The 18,937-nt window shown below is 72.2% G+C and carries 19 protein-coding genes; 13 read left to right on the plus strand and 6 right to left on the minus strand.

Annotated elements, in window-relative coordinates; all coding sequences use genetic code 11:
* Positions 1 to 114 precede the first annotated feature (114 nt).
* Together ACWC9T_RS19830 and ACWC9T_RS19835 are read left to right on the plus strand one after the other, a co-directional pair.
* Positions 115 to 813 (plus strand): response regulator, encoded by a 699-nt coding sequence (locus ACWC9T_RS19830; RefSeq protein ID WP_449822341.1) that lies wholly within the window; start codon positions 115 to 117, stop codon positions 811 to 813.
* Between the two features lie 112 nt (positions 814 to 925).
* Positions 926 to 1,351, plus strand: a complete 426-nt coding sequence (locus ACWC9T_RS19835; RefSeq protein WP_449822342.1) for a pyridoxamine 5'-phosphate oxidase family protein — start codon at positions 926 to 928, stop codon at positions 1,349 to 1,351.
* A gap of 29 nt (positions 1,352 to 1,380) precedes the next feature.
* Here the strand turns inward: ACWC9T_RS19835 and ACWC9T_RS19840 are convergent, their stop codons facing one another.
* Positions 1,381 to 3,090: a sensor histidine kinase gene (locus ACWC9T_RS19840; RefSeq protein ID WP_449822344.1), complete on the minus strand. Its 1,710-nt coding sequence runs from the start codon at positions 3,088 to 3,090 to the stop codon at positions 1,381 to 1,383.
* 529 nt (positions 3,091 to 3,619) lie between these two features.
* Here ACWC9T_RS19840 and ctaD point away from each other — a divergent pair.
* Together ctaD and ACWC9T_RS19850 are read left to right on the plus strand one after the other, a co-directional pair.
* Positions 3,620 to 5,368 carry an aa3-type cytochrome oxidase subunit I gene (gene ctaD, locus ACWC9T_RS19845; protein ID WP_449822345.1) on the plus strand — a complete coding sequence of 583 codons (1,749 nt, stop codon included), beginning with the start codon at positions 3,620 to 3,622 and terminating at the stop codon, positions 5,366 to 5,368.
* Between the two features lie 9 nt (positions 5,369 to 5,377).
* On the plus strand, positions 5,378 to 5,728 hold the full coding sequence (locus tag ACWC9T_RS19850; protein ID WP_449822346.1) for a hypothetical protein: 351 nt from the start codon (positions 5,378 to 5,380) through the stop codon (positions 5,726 to 5,728).
* 293 nt (positions 5,729 to 6,021) lie between these two features.
* On the opposite strand, the gene ACWC9T_RS19855 is transcribed toward ACWC9T_RS19850, so the two are convergent.
* Entirely contained in the window at positions 6,022 to 7,233 is a 1,212-nt protein-coding gene (locus tag ACWC9T_RS19855; RefSeq protein ID WP_449822347.1) for an MFS transporter, read from the minus strand.
* Positions 7,234 to 7,322: 89 nt separating this feature from the next.
* On the opposite strand from ACWC9T_RS19855, the gene ACWC9T_RS19860 reads away from it, so the two are divergent.
* Positions 7,323 to 8,084, plus strand: coding sequence for a DeoR/GlpR family DNA-binding transcription regulator (locus tag ACWC9T_RS19860; protein ID WP_449822348.1), 762 nt, complete (start codon positions 7,323 to 7,325; stop codon positions 8,082 to 8,084).
* 191 nt (positions 8,085 to 8,275) lie between these two features.
* On the opposite strand, the gene ACWC9T_RS19865 is transcribed toward ACWC9T_RS19860, so the two are convergent.
* Positions 8,276 to 8,413 (minus strand): hypothetical protein, encoded by a 138-nt coding sequence (locus ACWC9T_RS19865; RefSeq protein WP_449822349.1) that lies wholly within the window; start codon positions 8,411 to 8,413, stop codon positions 8,276 to 8,278.
* Positions 8,414 to 8,590: 177 nt separating this feature from the next.
* Here ACWC9T_RS19865 and bla point away from each other — a divergent pair, with 177 nt between their 5' ends.
* A complete protein-coding gene (bla, locus tag ACWC9T_RS19870) occupies positions 8,591 to 9,736 on the plus strand; it encodes a class A beta-lactamase (RefSeq protein ID WP_449822350.1) in 1,146 nt (381 codons plus the stop codon).
* A 291-nt stretch (positions 9,737 to 10,027) separates the two neighbouring features.
* Here bla and ACWC9T_RS19875 read toward each other — a convergent pair whose 3' ends face one another.
* Positions 10,028 to 10,516 carry a GNAT family N-acetyltransferase gene (locus tag ACWC9T_RS19875; protein ID WP_449822351.1) on the minus strand — a complete coding sequence of 163 codons (489 nt, stop codon included), beginning with the start codon at positions 10,514 to 10,516 and terminating at the stop codon, positions 10,028 to 10,030.
* Positions 10,517 to 10,961: 445 nt separating this feature from the next.
* On the opposite strand from ACWC9T_RS19875, the gene ACWC9T_RS19880 reads away from it, so the two are divergent.
* Positions 10,962 to 11,915: a trypsin-like serine peptidase gene (locus ACWC9T_RS19880; protein WP_449822352.1), complete on the plus strand. Its 954-nt coding sequence runs from the start codon at positions 10,962 to 10,964 to the stop codon at positions 11,913 to 11,915.
* Positions 11,916 to 12,220: 305 nt separating this feature from the next.
* Here the strand turns inward: ACWC9T_RS19880 and ACWC9T_RS19885 are convergent, their stop codons facing one another.
* Together ACWC9T_RS19885 and ACWC9T_RS19890 are read right to left on the minus strand one after the other, a co-directional pair.
* On the minus strand, positions 12,221 to 12,397 hold the full coding sequence (locus tag ACWC9T_RS19885) for a hypothetical protein (protein ID WP_449822353.1): 177 nt from the start codon (positions 12,395 to 12,397) through the stop codon (positions 12,221 to 12,223).
* 70 nt (positions 12,398 to 12,467) lie between these two features.
* The gene (locus ACWC9T_RS19890) at positions 12,468 to 13,325 is read right to left on the minus strand and encodes a patatin-like phospholipase family protein (protein ID WP_449822354.1); all 858 of its coding nucleotides are present in this window, start codon (positions 13,323 to 13,325) and stop codon (positions 12,468 to 12,470) included.
* Between the two features lie 534 nt (positions 13,326 to 13,859).
* Here ACWC9T_RS19890 and ACWC9T_RS19895 point away from each other — a divergent pair.
* The 6 genes from ACWC9T_RS19895 to ACWC9T_RS19920 all read left to right on the plus strand — a co-directional run bounded on the left by ACWC9T_RS19895 (position 13,860) and on the right by ACWC9T_RS19920 (position 18,347).
* Complete coding sequence (locus ACWC9T_RS19895) at positions 13,860 to 14,045, plus strand: KOW motif-containing protein (RefSeq protein WP_449822355.1); 186 nt, start codon at positions 13,860 to 13,862, stop codon at positions 14,043 to 14,045.
* A gap of 307 nt (positions 14,046 to 14,352) precedes the next feature.
* Entirely contained in the window at positions 14,353 to 14,979 is a 627-nt protein-coding gene (locus tag ACWC9T_RS19900; RefSeq protein WP_449822356.1) for a hypothetical protein, read from the plus strand.
* Positions 14,980 to 15,051: 72 nt separating this feature from the next.
* Positions 15,052 to 16,062 (plus strand): DUF1996 domain-containing protein, encoded by a 1,011-nt coding sequence (locus ACWC9T_RS19905; RefSeq protein ID WP_449822357.1) that lies wholly within the window; start codon positions 15,052 to 15,054, stop codon positions 16,060 to 16,062.
* 57 nt (positions 16,063 to 16,119) lie between these two features.
* Complete coding sequence (locus ACWC9T_RS19910) at positions 16,120 to 16,680, plus strand: sigma-70 family RNA polymerase sigma factor (protein WP_449822358.1); 561 nt, start codon at positions 16,120 to 16,122, stop codon at positions 16,678 to 16,680.
* On the plus strand, positions 16,680 to 17,498 hold the full coding sequence (locus ACWC9T_RS19915) for a zf-HC2 domain-containing protein (RefSeq protein ID WP_449822359.1): 819 nt from the start codon (positions 16,680 to 16,682) through the stop codon (positions 17,496 to 17,498). Before ACWC9T_RS19910 ends, ACWC9T_RS19915 begins: the two co-directional genes overlap by 1 nt.
* Before the next feature lie 462 nt (positions 17,499 to 17,960).
* Entirely contained in the window at positions 17,961 to 18,347 is a 387-nt protein-coding gene (locus ACWC9T_RS19920) for a hypothetical protein (RefSeq protein WP_449822360.1), read from the plus strand.
* The last annotated feature ends 590 nt before the right edge of the window (positions 18,348 to 18,937 follow it).

Genomic DNA, 18,937 nt, shown 5'->3' on the forward strand with positions numbered 1-18,937 from the left:
CTCGCGAATCGCGGATAGGGCCGGACGGCCCTATCCGCCCCACCCGGCATCCGGCACACTGCTGTGAGATCTGTACGGCCTGCCACTGGGGCGGGCCATGAGCACGGAGCAGTGATGGCGGACGACGCGGCGGCGGGCGCAGGCGACCCGGTGAAGGTGTTCCTCCTGGACGACCATGAGGTGGTCCGCCGGGGTGTGCACGACCTGCTGGACGCGGAGCCCGGCTTCACGGTGGTCGGCGAGGCCTCCACCGTGGCGCAGGCGCTCACCCGCGTTCCGGCGCTCAGGCCGGACGTCGCGGTCCTGGACATGCGGCTGCCCGACGGCGACGGCGTGACGGTCTGCCGCGAACTGCGTTCCCGGATGCCGGAGTTGGCCTGCCTGATCCTCACGTCCTTCGACGACGAGGAGGCGCTGCTCGACTCGATCATGGCCGGCGCCGCCGGCTACGTCCTCAAGCAGATCAGCGGCACCGACCTCGTCTCGGCGGTCCGCACGGTGGCCTCCGGCCAGTCCATGCTCGACCCCGGCGCCGCCACCCGTCTGATGGCCAGACTGCGCGGCGAGGCCGCTCAGCAGCCGCCCGACGGCCCGCACCTGACCGACCGCGAGCGGGAGATCCTCGCCCTGGTCGGCGAGGGCCTGACCAACCGGCAGATCGGCCAGCGGCTCTACCTCGCCGAGAAGACCGTCAAGAACCACATCTCCCGGCTGCTCGCCAAGCTCGGCGTGGAACGCCGGGTGCAGGCCGCCGTGATCGCCACCCAGGTACTGGCGGGTCATGACCACGCGGCGCCCCGCACGGCCGCCTGAGCCGGAACTCGCGCCCGGCCGAAAGCACCCGGCGTGCCGGGACCACCCGGAGTCCTCACAGGGGACCATCGGTCCCTCGCGGGAGAACCGGCCCATCCCGAGCATGGATGCCATGACAGCCGAATTCACACCACTGGACGAGCCGCAGTGCCTGACACTGCTCGGCGGGGCGGCCGTGGGCCGACTGGTCTACACCGTCGGTGCGCTGCCGGCCGTCATGCCGGTCCGTTACCGGATCGCGGCAGACGGCAGCGTCCTGCTCCGCGCCGACGCCGGCTCCGAGATCGCCCGGGCCGTCGCCGACGCGGTGGTCGCCTTCGAGGCGAGCGAACTCAGCGAGGCCGACGGCAGCGGATGGAGCGTCACCATCCTCGGGAGGGCGGCCGTCACCTCCGACATCGTGGAGGACCGCCCCGTTCCTGCCGCTCCTGCCCTCGTGACCGCCCTCGCGAGCACGGTCGGCCGCGTGACCATCCGGATCCGCCCGGAACTGGTGACCGGGCGCTCCCTGCCCGCTTCACCCCCCTGCGAGGCGTGACCGGCCCCGCGAGCACGGCCGGCCGGTCCTCACGCCAGCGGAGCGGACCAGGTCAGCCGCGTGCCTCCCCCGGCCGGACTGATCAGCTCGAACGCGCCCCCGAGCCCTTCCGCACGCTCTGCGAGATTGCGCAGGCCGCTGCGCCGCCCCTGCTCGGGGACGCCGACGCCGTTGTCCTGCACCATCAGCACGACCTGCTGCCCGGTGGCGTGCAACACGACCTCGACACGGTCGGCCTTCGCATGCCGGGCGGCATTGCTCAGCGCCTCCCCCAGGACGGCCACGACGTGCTCCGCGACCTCCCCGGGGACATCGGTGTCCAGCAGGCCCTCCATGCTCAGCCGGGGTGGGAAGCCCAGGACAGCCTGCGCCTGCTCGACGGCCCGCACGGCCCTGGCCCGCAGGCCCTGGCCGGTGCGCTCCTCGCGAGCGCGGAGACCGAAGATCGTCGATCGGATGATCTTGATGGTCTCGTCCAGATCGCCGACCGCACGGAGCACCCGGTCCGACGCACCGGGGTGCTCGATGAACCGGGCCGCGCTCTGCAGCGTCATCCCGGTCGCGAAGAGTCGCTGGATGGCCAGGTCGTGCAGGTCCCGGGCGATCCGGTCGCGGTCCTCCAGCAGCGCCAGCTGCTCGGCGTCCCGGCGCCGCGCCGCCAGCTCCAGTGCCAGGGCCGCCTGGTCCGCGAAACCCAGCAGCGGGCCGATCTCCCGCTCGGTGAACACTGGCTCACCGGCCTCCCTGGCCAGCAGCAGCACGCCCTCGACGGGTCCGCCGTTCCGGCCCAGGGGGACCGCCACCGCCGGTCCCAGCCCCTCGAACCTCCGAGGGCCCGCGGACAGCCGCGGATCACCTGCCAGGTCGACCGTGGTCGCCGGGGAGCCCTGCGCGCACGCCTCCCCCGACAGCGTCCCGTCCAGCGGCACCACCAGGCACTGTCTGGCAGCCGCATCGCCGCCGAGGGCCAGCTCGACCCGGACCATGTCGGCGCCCTCGACGGGCACCGACACGTCCGCCAGCTCGGCGCCGGTGATCTCCCGCGCCCGCCGCGCTATCAGCTCCATCACATCCGCGCGGGAACTGCCCGACAACAGGCTCCGGGTGATCTCCGCGCTCGCGCTCAGCCAGCGCTGCTGGCGCTGGGCCTCCTCGTACAGCCGGGCGTTGTCGATCGCCACGCCGGCCGCGACCGCCAGGGTGGCGATCACGGACTCGTCGTCGGCATCGAACTCCTCACCGCCCCGCTTGTCCGTCAGGTAGAGGTTGCCGAACACCTCGTCGCGCACCCGCACCGGTACGCCCAGGAAGGAACGCATCACCGGGTGGTGCACCGGGCAGCCGTAGGACGCCGGGTGCTCCGACAGATCCGCCAGTCGCAGCGGCTCGGGGTTGCGAATCAGCTCGCCCAGGATTCCCCGGCCCGTCGGGTACGGACCGATCTTCGCGATCTCCTCCTCCGACAGTCCTACGGTCAGGAAGGCGGAGAGCGTCTCGCCGTCCGGCCCGATCACCCCGAGCGCCGCGTACCGGGCGTCCACCAACACGGCCGCGGCTTCCACGATCCGCCGCAGCACCTGGGTCAGGTCCAGCTCACGGCCGACCGACAGCACGGCTTCCAGCAGGCTGTGCACCCGGTCCCGGGTACCCCGGGCCGCGTCGATCCGCGCCTGGAGCTCCTCCAGCAACTCGTCCAGCCGCAGCTGCGGAATCCGCGACCGCACCCCGTCCCCACCCACGCGGGCCTCCCTTCGTCCTGGTCACCGGCCGGTCGATTGTCGCAGAATCCTCCCGCCGACCGTCCGGCCGTGCCCCGTCTCCGGTCCGGTAAGACCCCAGGCCAGGGCCTACGTGGCCGGACGCGGGACCTCACACCGCACCGAGCCCGTGGAACCGGCGTCTCCGGCAGGACGTTCACGGACCTGCTGGTCGTACTCGGCTGCGCGGCCGTGGCGCTGGCTCTCGGCGCGGTCACGCTGCGGCGCCGGACGGCTTGACGGGCTGTCCGGCGACGTACGAGCGCTCGCTTGACAGACCCCGGCCCGCCGATGGCCAACCATCCGTCAATTCACTTTTGATCACGACCCATTCGACTGACTCGACTGGGACCTTCAGTCCTTCCTATCTTCTCTCGAATGTGCAAGCGCGCCCGGCTAGGCCTGGCCCGCACGGGTGAAAATCCACGGACTCGCAGCTCTCCGCCGGGCGTGTCCGACCAAGCGCGCCAGGATGGCCCCGGTTTCAGTCGGGATACGGAGAGTGCTGACCATGGTCGCTGGAACGGAATCGCAGACACCCCTTGCCCGGCCTCGCGAGCGCGCGCCGGGCAACACCCTGGTGAAGTGGCTCACCACCACGGACCACAAGACGATCGGCACCCTGTACCTGGGTACGTCGTTCGCCTTTTTCCTGATCGCCGGCCTGCTCGCGCTGGTGATGCGCGCCGAGCTGGCCCGGCCGGGTACACAGCTCCTGTCGAACGAGCAGTTCAACCAGGCGTTCACAGTGCACGGCGGCGCGATGCTGCTGATGTTCGCCACACCGCTGTTCGCCGGCTTCGCGAACTGGATCATGCCGCTGCAGATCGGCGCCCCCGATGTCGCCTTCCCCCGGCTGAACATGTTCGCCTACTGGCTGTACCTGTTCGGCTCGCTCGTCGTCGCCGCCAGCCTGCTCACCCCGAACGGCGCGCCCGACTTCGGCTGGTTCTCCTATCCGCCGTTGTCGGACGCGGTGCATTCGCCCGGCGTCGGCGCCGACATGTGGTTCATGGGGCTCACCTTCTCGGGCTTCGGTACGATCCTCGGCTCGGTGAACTTCATCACCACGATCATCTGCATGCGCGCGCCCGGGATGACCATGTTCCGGATGTCGATCTTCTGCTGGAACGTGCTGCTGACGGCCCTGCTGGTGCTGCTGGTCTTCCCGGTGCTCGCCGCCGTGTTCCTGGCCATGGAGGCGGACCGCAAGTTCGGAGCGCACGTCTTCGAGGCCGCCAACGGCGGCGCGATGCTCTACCAGCACCTGTTCTGGTTCTTCGGCCACCCCGAGGTGTACGTCATCGCGCTGCCGTTCTTCGGCATCATCTCGGAAATCATCCCGGTGTTCTCGCGCAAGCCGATGTTCGGCTACTCCGGCCTCATCGCGGCCACCATCTCGATCGCCGGCCTGTCGATCACGGTGTGGGCGCACCACATGTTCGTCACCGGCCAGGTGCTGCTGCCGTTCTTCGCGTTCATGACCTTCCTGATCGCCGTCCCGACCGGGGTCAAGTTCTTCAACTGGATCGGCACGATGTGGAAGGGCGCGCTGAGCTTCGAGACGCCGATGCTGTGGACGATCGGTTTCCTGGTCACCTTCCTGTTCGGCGGTCTGACGGGCGTTCTGCTGGCCGCCCCGCCGATCGACTTCCACGTCTCGGACTCGTACTTCGTGGTCGCGCACTTCCACTACACGGTCTTCGGCACCGTCGTCTTCGCGATGTTCGCCGGCTTCCACTTCTGGTGGCCGAAGATGACCGGCAAGATGCTCGACGAGCGCCTCGGCAGAATGTGCTTCTGGACGCTCTTCACCGGCTTCCACACCACCTTCCTGGTCCAGCACTGGCTCGGCGCCGAGGGTATGCCCCGCCGCTACGCCGACTACCTCGCCTCCGACGGCTTCACCACCCTCAACACCGTTTCCACCGTCGGTGCCTTCATCCTGGGCCTGTCGATCCTGCCGTTCCTGTACAACATGTGGAAGACCGCCAAGTACGGCGAGAAGATCACCGTCGACGACCCGTGGGGCTACGGCCGTTCGCTGGAGTGGGCCACCTCCTGCCCGCCGCCGCGGCACAACTTCCTCACCCTGCCCCGGATCCGCTCCGAATCCCCGGCCTTCGACCTGCATCACCCCGGCATCGCCGCCCGCGACTACCTGGAGCAGCACGGCGAGGTGGCCAAGCACCTCGCCGGTGTCACCCCCGCGGAGTACGACGCTCCCAAACGCCGCAGGACCGAAACCGAGGGCGAGTGAGCCGTCCCGATGAACGAGCATGCCTGCGAGGCGGCCGAAGGGGTACGTCGGCTGGAGGGGTACCTGCTGTGGCAGGCCGAAGTCGTAGGGGCCCGGCGCGCGGCCGTCGCGTTCGCCGACCAGTTGCCCTGGCTCACCACCGCCCAGCGCGAGGCGGTCGAACGCGCCTACGCGCAGGAGCAGCTCCGCAGCTCCCGGCGGACCATCTCCCACATCGCCCAGCGGTGCCGGACGATCCGGCAGGAGTACGAGGAGCGCTACCGCCGGTTGCGGACCCGCGCCATCGCCCTGTGTCTGGGCGCCGCCGTGCTGGCGGCGACCGCATCCACGCTGCTGGCCGTCCCGTCCCACCGGTGGTGAGCCGCCGCCGGGAAGGGCGGCCCGGTGGATGCCTCCCGGGGCAGGGCCGATGGACTCTGGTGTCCGCCCGGCCCGAGCCCTTTACTGGCTGATCGCGAGAGCGGCATCGCCCTCGCGATCAGCCAACTCCTCACCCGCGTCGGCCGAGCGCCTGGCGGAGACAAGGACGTAGCTGGTCGAGGGCGCGGGCGTGCGAGTCGAGGGCGGCGCATCGGGACTCCTCGGGAAAGCGGTCCGGCGGTGGTCGCGCGGGGGAAGTGCCTGTGCGGCCCCGGCCCGGGCCGCACAGGCGGTCAGTGGGGGCTGCCTGCCGATGCGGGCGTGCGGGCGGCTTCGGGATCGGCGGCGGGTGCGCTGCGCAGGACTCCGGCGGTCGCGGCGGTGGCCGTGCACAGCGCGGTCAGCAGCAGGAAGGTGTGGTTGAGCGCGGTCAGGTGGGTCAGCCAGCCGATGACGGCGGGGCCGGCGAGCATGCCGAGGTAGCCGAGTCCGGCGACGCGGGAGACGTTGGCGCCGGCGGCGGCGGGATCGGCGTGCCCGGCCGCGCTGAACAACTGGGGCACGCAGCCGGACAGCCCGAGCCCGAACAAGGCCCAGCCCGCGAACGCCGCCCACACCCAGGACGTCAGGGCCGCGATGGTGATGCCGGCGGCGGCCGTGGCCGCGCCGTGGCGCAGCACCGCCATCGACCCGTACCGGGCGACGACCCGGTCGGCGAGCAACCGGCCGATGGTCATCGCCGCCGCGTACGTGCCGTACGCGAACGCGGCGGTGCTCGCCGGGGCGCCGAGGACGTCCTTGAGGTGCAGGGCGCTCCAGTCGTTGGCGGCTCCCTCACTGAGCATGACCATGAGCGCCAGGGCCGCGAGCACCCAGATCTGCTTGCGGGCGCCGCCCCGGGCCGTGGGCGCTTCGGCGCCCTTGCCCTCGGTTTCGTCGGACGGCGGGGTGCCGGGCAGGAGGCTGCGTGCGGTGAGCAGGGCGGTGGCGATGCCGGCGGCTCCGAGGGCGGCGAGGGTTGCGGCAGGACTCAGGCCGGTGGCCGTGGCCGCGGCGGCGACGAGGGCGGCGATCACGCCGCCGACGGAGAAGGTGGCGTGGAAGCCGGACATGACGGGTCGCCGGTAGGCCTTCTCCACGTGCACGGCGTGGGCGTTCATGCTGACGTCCAGGCAGCCGTTGGAGAAGCCGAAGACCAGCAGCGCGCCGGCCAGCGTCCAGGGGTTCGGGGCCAGGCCGGGCAGGACCAGGGCCGCACCGCACAGGACGCCGGCGACCGGGACGACGGTGCGGGTGCCGAGGCGGTCGGCCAGGCGGCCGGCCACCTGCATGCCGGCGAAGGCCCCGAGGCCCAGCAGCACCAGCAGGCCGCCGAGCGCGGCGTGGGTGATGCCCACCCGGGCCTCGATGGCGGGGATGTGCACCACCCACGCGCCCATCAGGGTGCCGTTGAGGACGAAGTAGACGTAGGTCGCCACACGGGCGCATCGGAGCGAACGTTCCATGCGAACGACCATAACGAACACCGAACATGTTTGAAAATGCATTATCGAACGGCTTGCTTGTTCGTTGATGGGTGCGGTTCAATCTCGGCATGAGCAACCAGGAGCGTCATACCCTGATCGCCCAGGCCGTCCGGGACGCGGGCAGCGCCACCGTCACGGAGCTCGCCGAAATGACCGGCGCCTCCGAGATGACCATCCGCCGCGACCTCGACACCCTCGCCGCACAGGGCGTCCTCGAACGCTTCCGCGGCGGAGCGCGCACCCTGCTCCTCCGGGGCGAGGAACCACCCTTCGCCCTGCGCGCCCGTGAGGCCGTCGACGCCAAACGCCGGATCGCCGCCGAAATCTCCGCGCTGATCGCCGACGGCGAGACCGTCGTCCTCGACAGCGGCACCACCTGCCTGGAGGTCGCCCGTCTGCTGCGCGAACGCCCGGTCACTGTGATGCCACTGTCCCTGCAGGCCATCCACGTCTTCGGCGACACCCCCGGACCGGCCACCCTGATCGTCCCCGGCGGGCAGCCCCGCGCCGCCGAGGGCGCCCTGACCGGCCCCCTCACCCTCGCCTCGCTGGCCGCGCTGCGCTTCGACACCGCCGTCGTCGGCTGCTGCGGCCTCAGCGCGGCCGACGGCCTGACCGCCTACGACCTCGACGACGCAACCGTGAAGAAGGCCGCCATGGCCGCCGCCCGCCGCACCGTCGTCGCCGCCGACGCCGGCAAACTCGGCCGCACCGCCTTCGCCCACGTCGGCCCCGCCGCGCTCCTGCACACCCTCGTCACCGACACCACCGCCCCCGCCGACGAGCTCGCCGCACTCGAAACCGCCGGCACCACCGTCAAGACCGTCTGACAACACCACCGGCACCGGCGTCCGCCCCGGCCAGAGGGTTGACTCCTACTCGGGCCCTCTCGGGCTGACCCGACAAAGCGGAATGTCTCACCCAAGGCTGACAGAGAGGGAGCGAGGGCTGGCGGCGCGAACAGGAAGGCAAGGGCGGCCTGGCCCGCAGGCCAGGGCGAGCTCTTCCGGCGCGAGCCTCATCACCACTGTCGCAGGTGGTCCCGCAGGGTGCGGGCCACCTCGGCCATCAGCGCCTCCGCCGCCGGCTGACGGACCGCCGGCACCAGCGACTCGGTCAGCGCCACCACGCCGAACACCCGACCGTCGGCGTGCTCCACTGCCCTGCTCGCCCACGTTCACAAAAGCTTCCCAGGCCTTGAGCATGTCCACGCTTCCGCACGTTATACCAGCATCAAGATCGTACTTTTGGTCTTTGACCGCATGAACCGCACGGCCGCAGACTCCTCGCGACTCCCGCCCCATTCCCGCCCCGCGATCAGGAGAGCGAGCCAGCCATGTTTTGTCAGACCCACCAGTGCGCCGGACGACTGGCGGTGAGCGCGCTCGCGCTCACCCTGCTGTCGGCCTGCGCCGCGACGGCCCCGACCGGTCGTACCACCGCGGAGCCCGGCGCGACCGCCAGCGCGACAAACAGCGCGTTCGTGCAGCTGGAAGGCGCGTACCAGGCCAAGCTCGGCGTCTGGGCAGTGGACACCGGCACCGGCCGAACGGTCGGCTGGCGCGCCGACGAGCGCTTCCCGTACGCCTCCACCTACAAGGCCCTCGCGGCCGCCGCCGTGCTGCGCCAGGCCTCGCCCGCGCTGGACGAGACGATCCACTTCACCCGCGCCGACGTGGTCACCTACTCCCCCGTCACCGAACAGCACGTCGACTCCGGCATGACGCTGCGCGAGGTGTGCGAGGCGGCCGTCACCAAGAGCGACAACACCGCGGGCAACCTGCTCCTCGCCCGCCTCGGCGGCCCAGCAGGGTTCACCGCCGCGCTCCGCGCCGCCGGCGACCCGACGACCCGGTCCGACCGGACCGAGACGGACCTCAACGAGGCCGTCCCCAACGACCCGCGAGACACCGGCACACCGCACCAGCTCGCCCTGGACCTGCGCCGGTTCGCCGTCGACTACGGCCTGCCCGCCGACCGTCGCGACCTGCTGGACGGCTGGCTGCGCGGCAACACCACCGGCGCGGCGCTGATCCGCGCCGGAGCCCCCGCCGACCCGGCCGAGATCCGCAACGCGAGCGGCAGCCGGTCGCACAACCGCGCGAGGCGACGGGCGTTCTCCGGTTCGGCGGCGACCCGTTGCCTGCCGATGGTGGCGGCGAGCACGGCGACGGCGTCCTCCTCGGGCAGCGGTTCCAGCATCCGCCAGGCGGCGCCCTCCCGGGCGACCAGGTCGAGCATGGTGCCTCGGCTGGTGACGATGGTGGCGCTGCCCTCGCCGCCCGGCAACAGCGGGCTCACGTCGGCGGGGTCGGCCGCGTTGTCCAGCACCACCAGGACGCGCCGGCCCCGGGTGAGCCGCTGGAACAGGCGGGAGCGCTCGGCCGTGGCAGCGGGAATGTCGTCTGGTCCAGCAGGGCGGCGCCGGACCGGAAGGCCTCCTCGGCGCCGAGCCGTCCCATCGCGGCGACGATCCGGGTGACCTCCCCGTCGCGGCGGTCGACCAGCACCCGGGAGCGGGCGATGGCGTACGGCTCCCAGTCGGCGGGTCGGCGGAACCGTTCGAGGGTGGTGACGACCAGGTCGAGCCGCGCGGATCGGTAGCCGTCGAGCGCAGTCAGCTCGCTCGCCGCGTCGTCGTCGAGGATGACGTAGAGGTCGTGGTCGGAGTGACGGGTGGTCATGCCGTCGTGGGCCTGGGATCCCTTGAGGACGAGCCCGACCACGGCCGGGTCGGCCATCGCATCGGCGACGAACGCCGCGAAGTCCAGCGTCACGCCAGGTCCTTGCGCATCAGCGTGCACATCGTCTCGTACCGCTGGAGCGAGCCGTCCTCGGCCTCCGCGTCCCAGGAGTCGAGCTCGCGACTGAAGGCCCGGTAGCCCAGGCGTTCGTAGAGGGCGCGAGCGCGCGGGTTGCTCTCCTCGACGCCGAGTTCGGCGCGGGTCAGGCCCCGGGCGCCGATCTGCTGCTCGGCGGAGCTGATCAGCAGCGTGCCGATCCCGCAGGACTGCAGGGCCGGGTGGACGCTGAGTTGCCAGAGTGTGCCGGCGCCGGGCTTGACGGTGTAGTCGATGCCGCCGACCGCCACCGGGAGCCCGACCGGCGTGCAGACTGCCAGGTAGTCGATCTCGCCCGCCTCGGCGCGGCGGATCTGGTGGACGAGCTCGCGCACGTGCTTGGGGGAGCCGGCCCAGTCGCAGGACGGCAGGTCCTCTTCGGTGAGGCCGCGCACCGACAGGTGAAGCCTGATCTCGGTCATCGCCGCATCCCTTCGACTCCGACAGTGGCCGTCTCCCATTTCAGCAAGCCGGTCCCCGTGCCGTCCAAGGGGTTTCGGACCGGCCCCGACGTCAGCCGGAAGGGCTTGCGCTCGCGACTGGGGACGGTCGTTCGGCCAGAGTTCGGGGGCGTTTCCGGTGTCCCGGTCATTCTCGGGCCGGCGCTCGGCATGGATGAGGCGCACGGTCCACCGCGGGTCGTCGGCCGGTGGGCCCTGCTTGGCGGCCTTCGACAGGTCCCCGATGGTCTGCTGGTGCTTCTGCAGGCCGGGGGTCCGGCGTCGGTGACGACCAGGGCGACGGGCGGGTATCCGGCGCGCGTGCGGCGGGTCCGGCAGGAGTCGGGCCCCGGGTGAGGTTGACTCGATCGAATGCGCCTCGCAGCCGCAACGACAATACGCGCATCACTCATGAACAAAGGGGCAGATGATGTTACGTAGGGCCACCGCCCTCAGGAATGTCGCAGCGGCCACAGCCGCGCTGCTGCTGGGCGCCGGGCTCGCCCCGGTCGCCTCCGCCGCAACGCCGAACGCGGGCAATCCGACCGCAGAGCAGCTCAGCACGTACTGGACCGCGGCCCGCATGGCGGCCGCGCTGCCCGGCGACATCGAACCCGCCGCACCGGCCGCGACGGACGGGCCCCAGCCCGGCGAGCTCATCCCTCCGAGCAAGAGCTTCGACGGCACCCCGCAGGCGGGCGCGTTCTTCTGGACCGATGCCGACGGCACGGGCCGCACGTGCAGCGCCTCCGTAGTGCACAGTCCCGACCACAACCTGGCGCTGAGCGCGGGGCACTGTCTCAAGGGATACTCCGGCACCTCCCCCAAGCGGCACCTGGGGTTCGTTCCGCGGTACCACGACGGACTCAAACCGTTCGGCATCTTCCCGGTCAAGGAGAACGGCGTCTACGTCGCGCAGGAGTACTACGACCTGGGCGAGCACGCCGGCGCCGCGTACGACTTCGGGTTCGCCGTGACCGAGCCCAACCAGGACGGCCAGCAGCTGGAGGACGCGGCGGGCGCGGTCCAGCTGCTCACCGGCACCGGGTACGCCCACGCTCCGGTACGGATGATCGGGTACCCGGGCAGCGCGCAGAAGCCGCTGGAGTGCTTGAGCTGGACCACCAGGTGGGTCAGCGACGATCCCGCGGATCCGGGCACCTTCGAACGCATCGCGTGCAACGGCTTCGTGGGCGGGACTTCGGGCGGGCCCATGCTGGTGCCGTGGCCGGGAGGCTGGGCGGTGATCGGGGTCATCGGCGGCTACCACACCGGCGGCAACACCCCCCAGATTTCCTACAGCGCCTACTTCGGTTCCGCCACCCAGGCCCTGTACGACGCCGCAACCACCGGCGCACCGCCGGCACGCCCGGCCTCCTGAGCCCAAAACTCGGCATCTCTTGACGTCCGGCCGCCTGAACCGACGAGCAAGAGGGGCGATCGGGTGCGGACCGCCCTCCACCGCTTCGCAACGAGTTGATCGGCCTGACCCGAGGAGCTACTCGGGAGTCTTCGTCGGTGCCTTCCAGCCGGGGCGCTCATGGCGGCAGAACCCCACCCGCTCCGAAACCGTGATCCACGTCAGATGATTCGCCCAATGCCCGACGAGACCACCCCCCACAGAACCCTGGAAGCAGGGACGAAACGCCCAGCAAAGGCCCAGTGGCGGGCCTCACCCCGGATCCGTCACCGCACTTCGTTGAGGATCTGCAGGGGTTCGACCACCCGCGCCGTCTGCACCAGCCCGAGGCGGGGATCCGGTGCCACCGAGTTGAAGACCAGGGCGAGCATCACCGCCGCGTCCAGCCGGTAGGGAACGTCGGCCGCAGGGGCGGGAGCAGCCACACCTCGCGCCGTCGCCACCACCACCCCCTTCGCCACCGAGGCCCCCGGGCATCCGGCCCGCCCGCCCCCGCGCCCGCCGGGCCGCCGCTCACCCTTCGAGCATGCGCTTCACCGGCCAGGTGCGGGCGAGTTCGGTGGCGAGGGCGGCGCCCTGCCGGTGGCCGGCCCGGGCGGCGGCCGGGCGCCGGGCATTGACGGTCAGGTTGCGCCCCATCGCGCGGCGGGCGTCGGCCTCCGGGGCGATCAGGATGGCGTGCACGCCGGCGGCGCGCAGCTCCGCCACCTGCTGCTGGGCGCTGGGATGCGGCCCGACGGCGGTGGGGACGGGCGAGATGGCCAGCACCTGTCGGTGGCCGGCGGCCAGCTGGAGGTTGCCGGTGGAGCGGGTGCCGCCGTCGATCCACCGCCGCCCGAGGGCGGCGGTGGGCGGCCAGACCAGAGGGACGGCGCAGCTGGCGGCGACCGCGTCCGCGAGGTCGAGCCCGGAGCCCGCGTCGAAGGCCTCGACGCTGCCGGTCTCCGCGTCCACGGCCGTGATCCGTAGCGCCTGCGCGGGCCAGACGGTGGCGTCGCGCAGCAGGATGCGCACGGTTTCGTGGAGGTCGTGGACGGGGGTGGCGCTCGCGGTCAGGGCGGCGCGACCCAGGCGCCGGACGGAGCGTTCCGGGTCGCGGGTGGCGAGGGCTGCCCACAGGAAGCGCAGGGTCTGCGCTGCGGTGACGCCCATCTCGACCCGGTCGAGGTCGGCCAGTTGACGTTCGTACAGCTCGCGGGCGGGTTCGCCGCTCGCGAGCCGGGCGCCGAAGACGGCTCCGGCCGAGGTGCCGATGACGGTGTCGGCGGCCGTCAGGTCGATCCCGCCGTCGGCGAGGCCCGCGAGTACGCCGGTCAGCCACGCGCCGCCGACCGGCCCGCCGCCGCCCAGCACCAATGCCGTCCCGTTCATGGCACTCCTCTCCCCACCCGCCACAAGTGGGGAGAACTCCCCATTTTCTCTGAGGCTATCACCCATCAGGTCACGGCACTGAAATCCGTTGCAGTGACCCTGGATCCAACGCGGCGACAGACACCCGTCCACTGCAATGGATTGAAGATGAACGCTCCGCATGGGACCTGCGGACCCGTTCCGGGCGAAGCGACCGGCGCAGGACCGGGTCAGGGCTGCCCCCGGCGCCGGGAAAACGATCGGGGCCTCGAAGGGGAGGGGCGGGCTCTCGGCCGAGAAGGCCGAAGCGGTGCCGGGGTGCGCCCCGCGGGTCGACCCCCGCGCTGGCGCACGGGTCTTGAGCTGGTAATATTCTTCTCGTCGCGAGGGAGATGGTTCCTCGTCAGGCGTCAGTGGTGCTACCAGAGCACACCCTACTTTCAGTAGGGAGAGTCCGTGCGACCCGGGCCTGGCGCTCCACAGTCGGACGGGGTCCGGCAGCTGCCCAGGTGCCGGACCCCGTCCGCGTTTGCGACCGAGGGGGAAGGACGCGGCATGCCACAGGAAACGGGCCTTCGGACCGGTGATGACGTACGGGTCACTCGCGGGCCGTTCACGGACTTCACCGGGCCCGTGGTGGCCCTCGACCCCGACCGGGGACGCGTGCAGCTGACCGTGGACATCCTCGGCGACACCCACACGATCGACGTCCCCTGGTCGGATGTGGTACGGGCCGGCTGAACCCGCGCCCCACCGGAAGACCGCTGCCGGCAAGGGCCCTGCTCAGCCGGCCCGGCGGTCATGACGAGCGGGACGGGCTGGCGCCTGAGAGCGCCAGCCATCGCGGCAGCAGCACGGCGCCGGTCAGGAAACCGGGGGCCGGAGGGCGAGTGGGTGGGGATCGGGGCGGGAGCCGACCGGGGATCGCGCCGGAGTCGAGAAATATTTCCGACGGCGTTGAACCGTTTCCGGCGCGGATCCGTGTGGAGGATGCACGGGCCAGCGCCGCCCGGATCGTCAACCACCAGTCCCACAGGGGAAGTTCACCATGCCTATGTTCACCGTTGCCACCTTCGCCGCACGCCGCCTGCTCGCCGTCTCCGGCGTCGCCGTGCTCGCGCTCGCCGCCACCGCCTGCGGGCCCGACTCGGGCGACGGGTACGGCGGGAAGGCCCCGTCGACCGCCGCCGCCCCGGCCGCCACGACGTCCGCCACGACCGCCGGCGACTCCTCCGGGGTCCGGATCGTCGCCGTGAGGTCGGCCACGCTCGGACCCATCGTCACCGACTTCGCCGGCCGGACCCTGTACCGCTTCGACAAGGACACCGCCAAGCCGTCCGCGAGCACCTGCACCGACGCCTGCGCCGCGAAGTGGCCGCCGGTCACCGCCCAGGACGCGGTGCAGGTCACCGGGGTCGACTCCGCCCTGGTCGGCAGCGTGACCAGGCCGGACGGCACGAAGCAGGTCACCCTCAACGGCTGGCCGCTCTACCGCTTCGCCGGGGACAGCGCGGCGGGGCAGACCAACGGGCAGGGTGTCGGCGGCACCTGGTTCGCGAGCACGCCCGAGGGGAAGAAGGCGCCGGGCCCGGCCGGCCCGGCGCCCGCCCAGACGCCCTCCCAGGCCCCGTCGTCGGCTCCGTCGCAGGGCAGCGGCTACTCCGGGGGCTACTGAACCGCCCCGCGTGGCGGCGGGGCGGCCGGGGCCGCCTTGCCCGCGCAGCGGTCCCTCACCCAGACTGTCGCGGTGCACCAGGACCGCGATCACCACCGCTCGGGGGGCGCCGCGCTCCCGGTCGGCGTCCTACTCTGTCTCGCCCTGGGGCTGTCGCTGCTGGTGCTCCGGTTCCAGCCGGGCGAGCCGGAACCGGCGGACGGATTCGTCGGCATCACCGCGGTGGCCTCCGCCGCACCCGCCCCGCAGGCCGCCGGCCCGGACGCCTCCACCGGCTCGTACGCACAGGACTGCGGGCGCAACCAGGAGGGGCACCGCAACGCGGACAACGTGGTGGTCTCGCCCGGGACGGCGGGCGGCGCCCACCACGTGCACGACTACGTCGGCAACCTCTCCACGGACGCGGACTCCACCGACGACAGCCTCGCCGCCGCCGCGACCACCTGCACCGACGGCGACCGCTCGACGTACTACTGGCCGGTGCTTCGCCGCACCGACCACGACGGCGCGGCGCAGCACACCGCCGCCGGGGCGTCCGAGGACCCGCACGGCGACACCGGCGAGATCCTCGTCCCCGAGACGGTCACCGTCGAGTACCTCGGCAACCCGTGGAGCAAGGTCGTGCCGATGCCGCGCTTCCTCCGGCTCCTGGAGGGCGACCCGACCGCCGCCACCGACGGCGGCGCGGAGGCGGGTGCCCGCTGGGGCTGCACGGGCTTCGCCGACCGCACGACCACCGACCGCTACCCGCTCTGCCCCTCCGGGAGCCTCCTCACCCGCACCCTGGACTTCCCCAACTGCTGGGACGGGCGCGGCACGGACAGTCCCGGCCACCGCTCCCACGTACGGTTCCCGTCCGCCGCCGGCGTCTGCCCGCACGACACCTTCCCGATCCCGCACCTGCGGGTGGCCGTCGGCTACCGCCCGCCGCCGCCCCGGGCCTTCACCCTGGATGCCTTCCCCGAGCAGCACCACAGCCCGCTCACCGACCACGCGGTGTTCATCGATCTGATGACCGACCGGCAGATGGCCGACGTGGTGGCCTGCCTGAACGAGGACCGCAACTGCCGGGAATCCGGTTGAACCGGACGGCCCCCGCGTACGTGCTGGACGTGGCACCCGACGACGGAGGAATGGCGGATGGCGAGGACACGACCAGGCACGCGGCAGGACGCCGCCGACGAGGCACTGATCCGGACGCTCTACGAGCAGCACGGTGGCGCGCTGCTCGCCTACGCCCTCCGGCTCACCGGCGACCACGCCGCGGCCGAGGACGCCGTCCAGGAGACCCTGATCCGGGCCTGGCGCAATCCGGAGGCGCTGACCGAGTCCCGCGGGTCGGTGCGCCGCTGGCTGCTGACCGTGGAGCGCAACCTGATCACCGACCGGTTCCGGGCCCGGGCCGCCCGCCCGGCCGAGGTGGCGGAGGTCTCCGAGGAGACGGCCACCGTGCCGGTCGAACACGACCACGCCGAGGGCGTGGTGGAGACGCTGGTGATGTCGCAGGCGCTGGAGCAGCTCTCGCCCGAGCACCGCGAGGTGCTGCGGTCGATCTACTTCCAGCGGCTGTCGGTCACCGAGGCCGCGGAGCAGCTGGGGGTGCCGGCCGGAACGGTCAAATCCCGCGCGCACTACGCGCTCCGGGCGCTCAAACGCTCGTACACCGGCAGGACGGGGACGTGGCAGGAGGTGTCGGTGTGATGACGGACGACGCGAACACGGACGGCATGGACACGAACGGCACGAGCACGAACGGCACGTACCCGGGGCGCGTCACCAGGGAGACCACGGACGGCGGGACCACGACGCCGCACGACCGGAGCGCGGAGCTCCTCGGTGCCTACGTGCTGGGCGCGCTCGATCCGGCCGAGGCGGCTCCGGTCGAACGGCACCTGGCCCACTGCCCGACCTGCCGTCAGGAGGTGACCGAGTTGAGGGAGCTGGAGACCGTCCTGGGCGAGGTGCCGCCCGAACTGCTCGTCGACGGTCCGCCCGAGGGCGGCGGCCTGCTGCTGCAGCGCACCCTGCGGCAGGCCCGGACGGAACGCGGCTCGGCGCTGCGTCGGCGCCGGGCCCGGATCGGCGCGACCGCGGCCGCCGCGGCGGTCGCGGCGCTGGTCCTCGGGATCGCGCTGGGCCGCAGCACCGACTCCGCACCGCCGGTGGCCGTCGGCCCGGCCCCGAGCACCGCCGCCGCCACCCCGCCCCCTGCCGGGACCAGGACCGGCTCCGTGACGGATCCGGCCACCGGCGCCCGGATGACGCTGACGGTGACCCCGGCGATGGGCTGGGTGCGGGTGAACGCGGCGGTCACCGGCATCCCGGCCGGCCAGCGCTGCCATCTGGTGGTCAACGGCAGGGGCGGGGCCACGGTGGACGCGGGCAGCTGGCTGGTCTCCGCCGTCGGCGCCAAGGCCGGTACCACGCTGGATGGTTCGGCCATCATTGCGCCGGAGGACGTGGCCTCGGTGTCGGTCGTGAACGAGTCCGGGCAGACCTTCGTGACGGTCCCGGTGTAGGGCGCCGCCGGACCCCGGGTCGTCCCGGTGCGTCCGCCGCCCCCGAGGGTCGGCGGACGCACCGAGGCCGGAGGGACGAGGCCGGCCTCAGCGGGCGAGGCGGCCGAGGAGACCGGCGGGGGCGGTGATGCCCGGCCGCTGCACCTCGCCGCCCCGCGGGAGGCGGGCCTTCGGAGCGCTCTCCTCACGACGGGGGTCGGTAGGTCAGGTAGCCGCCCGCTTCCCATCGGCTTCACCGCTCGGCCGCGGGCTCCCGCCGTCGAGCGGTTCCCGCCCCACCGGCGCCGCCCCACCGGCGCCGCCCCACCGGCGCCGCCGCAGCGATGAGGCGCCGCGGCTGACCTTCTTCGACCACGGCCCGCTGGCCGGCGGCCGGCCGGTGCTCGCCAACGCCTTCCACGTCGCCGGCATCGACTACGGCTGGCATCCCGGCAGCCGCCGCACCCTCGAGGGGGCCGCCCTGTGACCACCGCCCCACCGCCCCGGCGCCCCTCCGGCGTCCGCGAGGTAATCCGCTACAACTGGCCGTTGTACGCCGCCGGCGTGCTCACCGCCGCCGGCGGCTGGGCGGCGGCCCGCCACCTGCCCCGGCCGGCAGCCGCGCTCGCCCGGGCCGGGGCCGTCACTGCGACCGCCCACCTGGCCGTCAGCACCCTCGCCACCCGGCGCGTCTACGACCGCTCCGGGCTGTACACCTACGACTGGATGCCCGCGCTGCTGCCCGACGGTCCCGGCACGCACCTGGTGGTCTCCGCAGGGCTGGACGAGGTCAGCCACCCGATCTCCGCAAAAGCCGCGCCCGGAGGACGAATTGCCGAGGAACGTCCCAGATGTCCTGGAACACCTTGACGAGGTAACCTTCAAGGACGGCAGCGCGGTGCCGCCAAGTACCGCAAGAGGTCGTGTCACTGGCAGAGCGCTGTGCGGGCTCCCCGTGAACAGCTCTGGATCGAGCTGCAGGACCACCTCCAGCCCTGCCCCACCCACCAGTCCCGCGGTCAGCTTCTGCCACACCGGCCGGTAGCCGATCCCCGGGAACGCAAGCGGCAGACAGTCCTGGCGGACCGCCTGCTCCAACGGGGCTCCGTCGCCCACGTTTTGCTTCGATACAGGACTTCTACCAAATCCCTTGCCACCAGCGCGAATTCTTTAACCAACCGGACTTGAATAAAGCCCACATAGCCATACCCGGGGTCGCTGGATCTCAGGACCGTACGACCGACCGTCCGACCCACCGACAACGTAGGGCCACTCCATGGGGCGCCATCCGGTTTTCGACGGCGCCGGCGCCCGGATACTTCCCGGCTCACCGGCTCGGCCGTGATCACGGCCGGCCTCGTTCGGGGCCTAGTACTGCAACCGCAGTTATGGGGTGTGGCCTCGGCGTTTGTAGTGGCTGCGGCGGGCGCGGGTCTGGCTGCGCCGTCGCCAGTATGACC

The sequence above is a fragment of the Kitasatospora sp. NPDC001159 genome, from assembly GCF_053598235.1.

Coding starts and splice junctions, on each gene's coding strand:
- ACWC9T_RS19830 (WP_449822341.1), top strand. CDS start 115: ATGGCGGACGACGCGGCGGCGGGCGCAGGCGACCCGGTGAAGGTGTTC.
- ACWC9T_RS19835 (WP_449822342.1), top strand. CDS start 926: ATGACAGCCGAATTCACACCACTGGACGAGCCGCAGTGCCTGACACTG.
- ctaD (WP_449822345.1), top strand. CDS start 3,620: ATGGTCGCTGGAACGGAATCGCAGACACCCCTTGCCCGGCCTCGCGAG.
- ACWC9T_RS19850 (WP_449822346.1), top strand. CDS start 5,378: ATGAACGAGCATGCCTGCGAGGCGGCCGAAGGGGTACGTCGGCTGGAG.
- ACWC9T_RS19855 (WP_449822347.1), bottom strand. CDS start 7,233: ATGGAACGTTCGCTCCGATGCGCCCGTGTGGCGACCTACGTCTACTTC.
- ACWC9T_RS19860 (WP_449822348.1), top strand. CDS start 7,323: ATGAGCAACCAGGAGCGTCATACCCTGATCGCCCAGGCCGTCCGGGAC.
- bla (WP_449822350.1), top strand. CDS start 8,591: ATGTTTTGTCAGACCCACCAGTGCGCCGGACGACTGGCGGTGAGCGCG.
- ACWC9T_RS19875 (WP_449822351.1), bottom strand. CDS start 10,516: ATGACCGAGATCAGGCTTCACCTGTCGGTGCGCGGCCTCACCGAAGAG.
- ACWC9T_RS19880 (WP_449822352.1), top strand. CDS start 10,962: ATGATGTTACGTAGGGCCACCGCCCTCAGGAATGTCGCAGCGGCCACA.
- ACWC9T_RS19890 (WP_449822354.1), bottom strand. CDS start 13,325: ATGAACGGGACGGCATTGGTGCTGGGCGGCGGCGGGCCGGTCGGCGGC.
- ACWC9T_RS19895 (WP_449822355.1), top strand. CDS start 13,860: ATGCCACAGGAAACGGGCCTTCGGACCGGTGATGACGTACGGGTCACT.
- ACWC9T_RS19900 (WP_449822356.1), top strand. CDS start 14,353: ATGCCTATGTTCACCGTTGCCACCTTCGCCGCACGCCGCCTGCTCGCC.
- ACWC9T_RS19910 (WP_449822358.1), top strand. CDS start 16,120: ATGGCGAGGACACGACCAGGCACGCGGCAGGACGCCGCCGACGAGGCA.
- ACWC9T_RS19915 (WP_449822359.1), top strand. CDS start 16,680: ATGACGGACGACGCGAACACGGACGGCATGGACACGAACGGCACGAGC.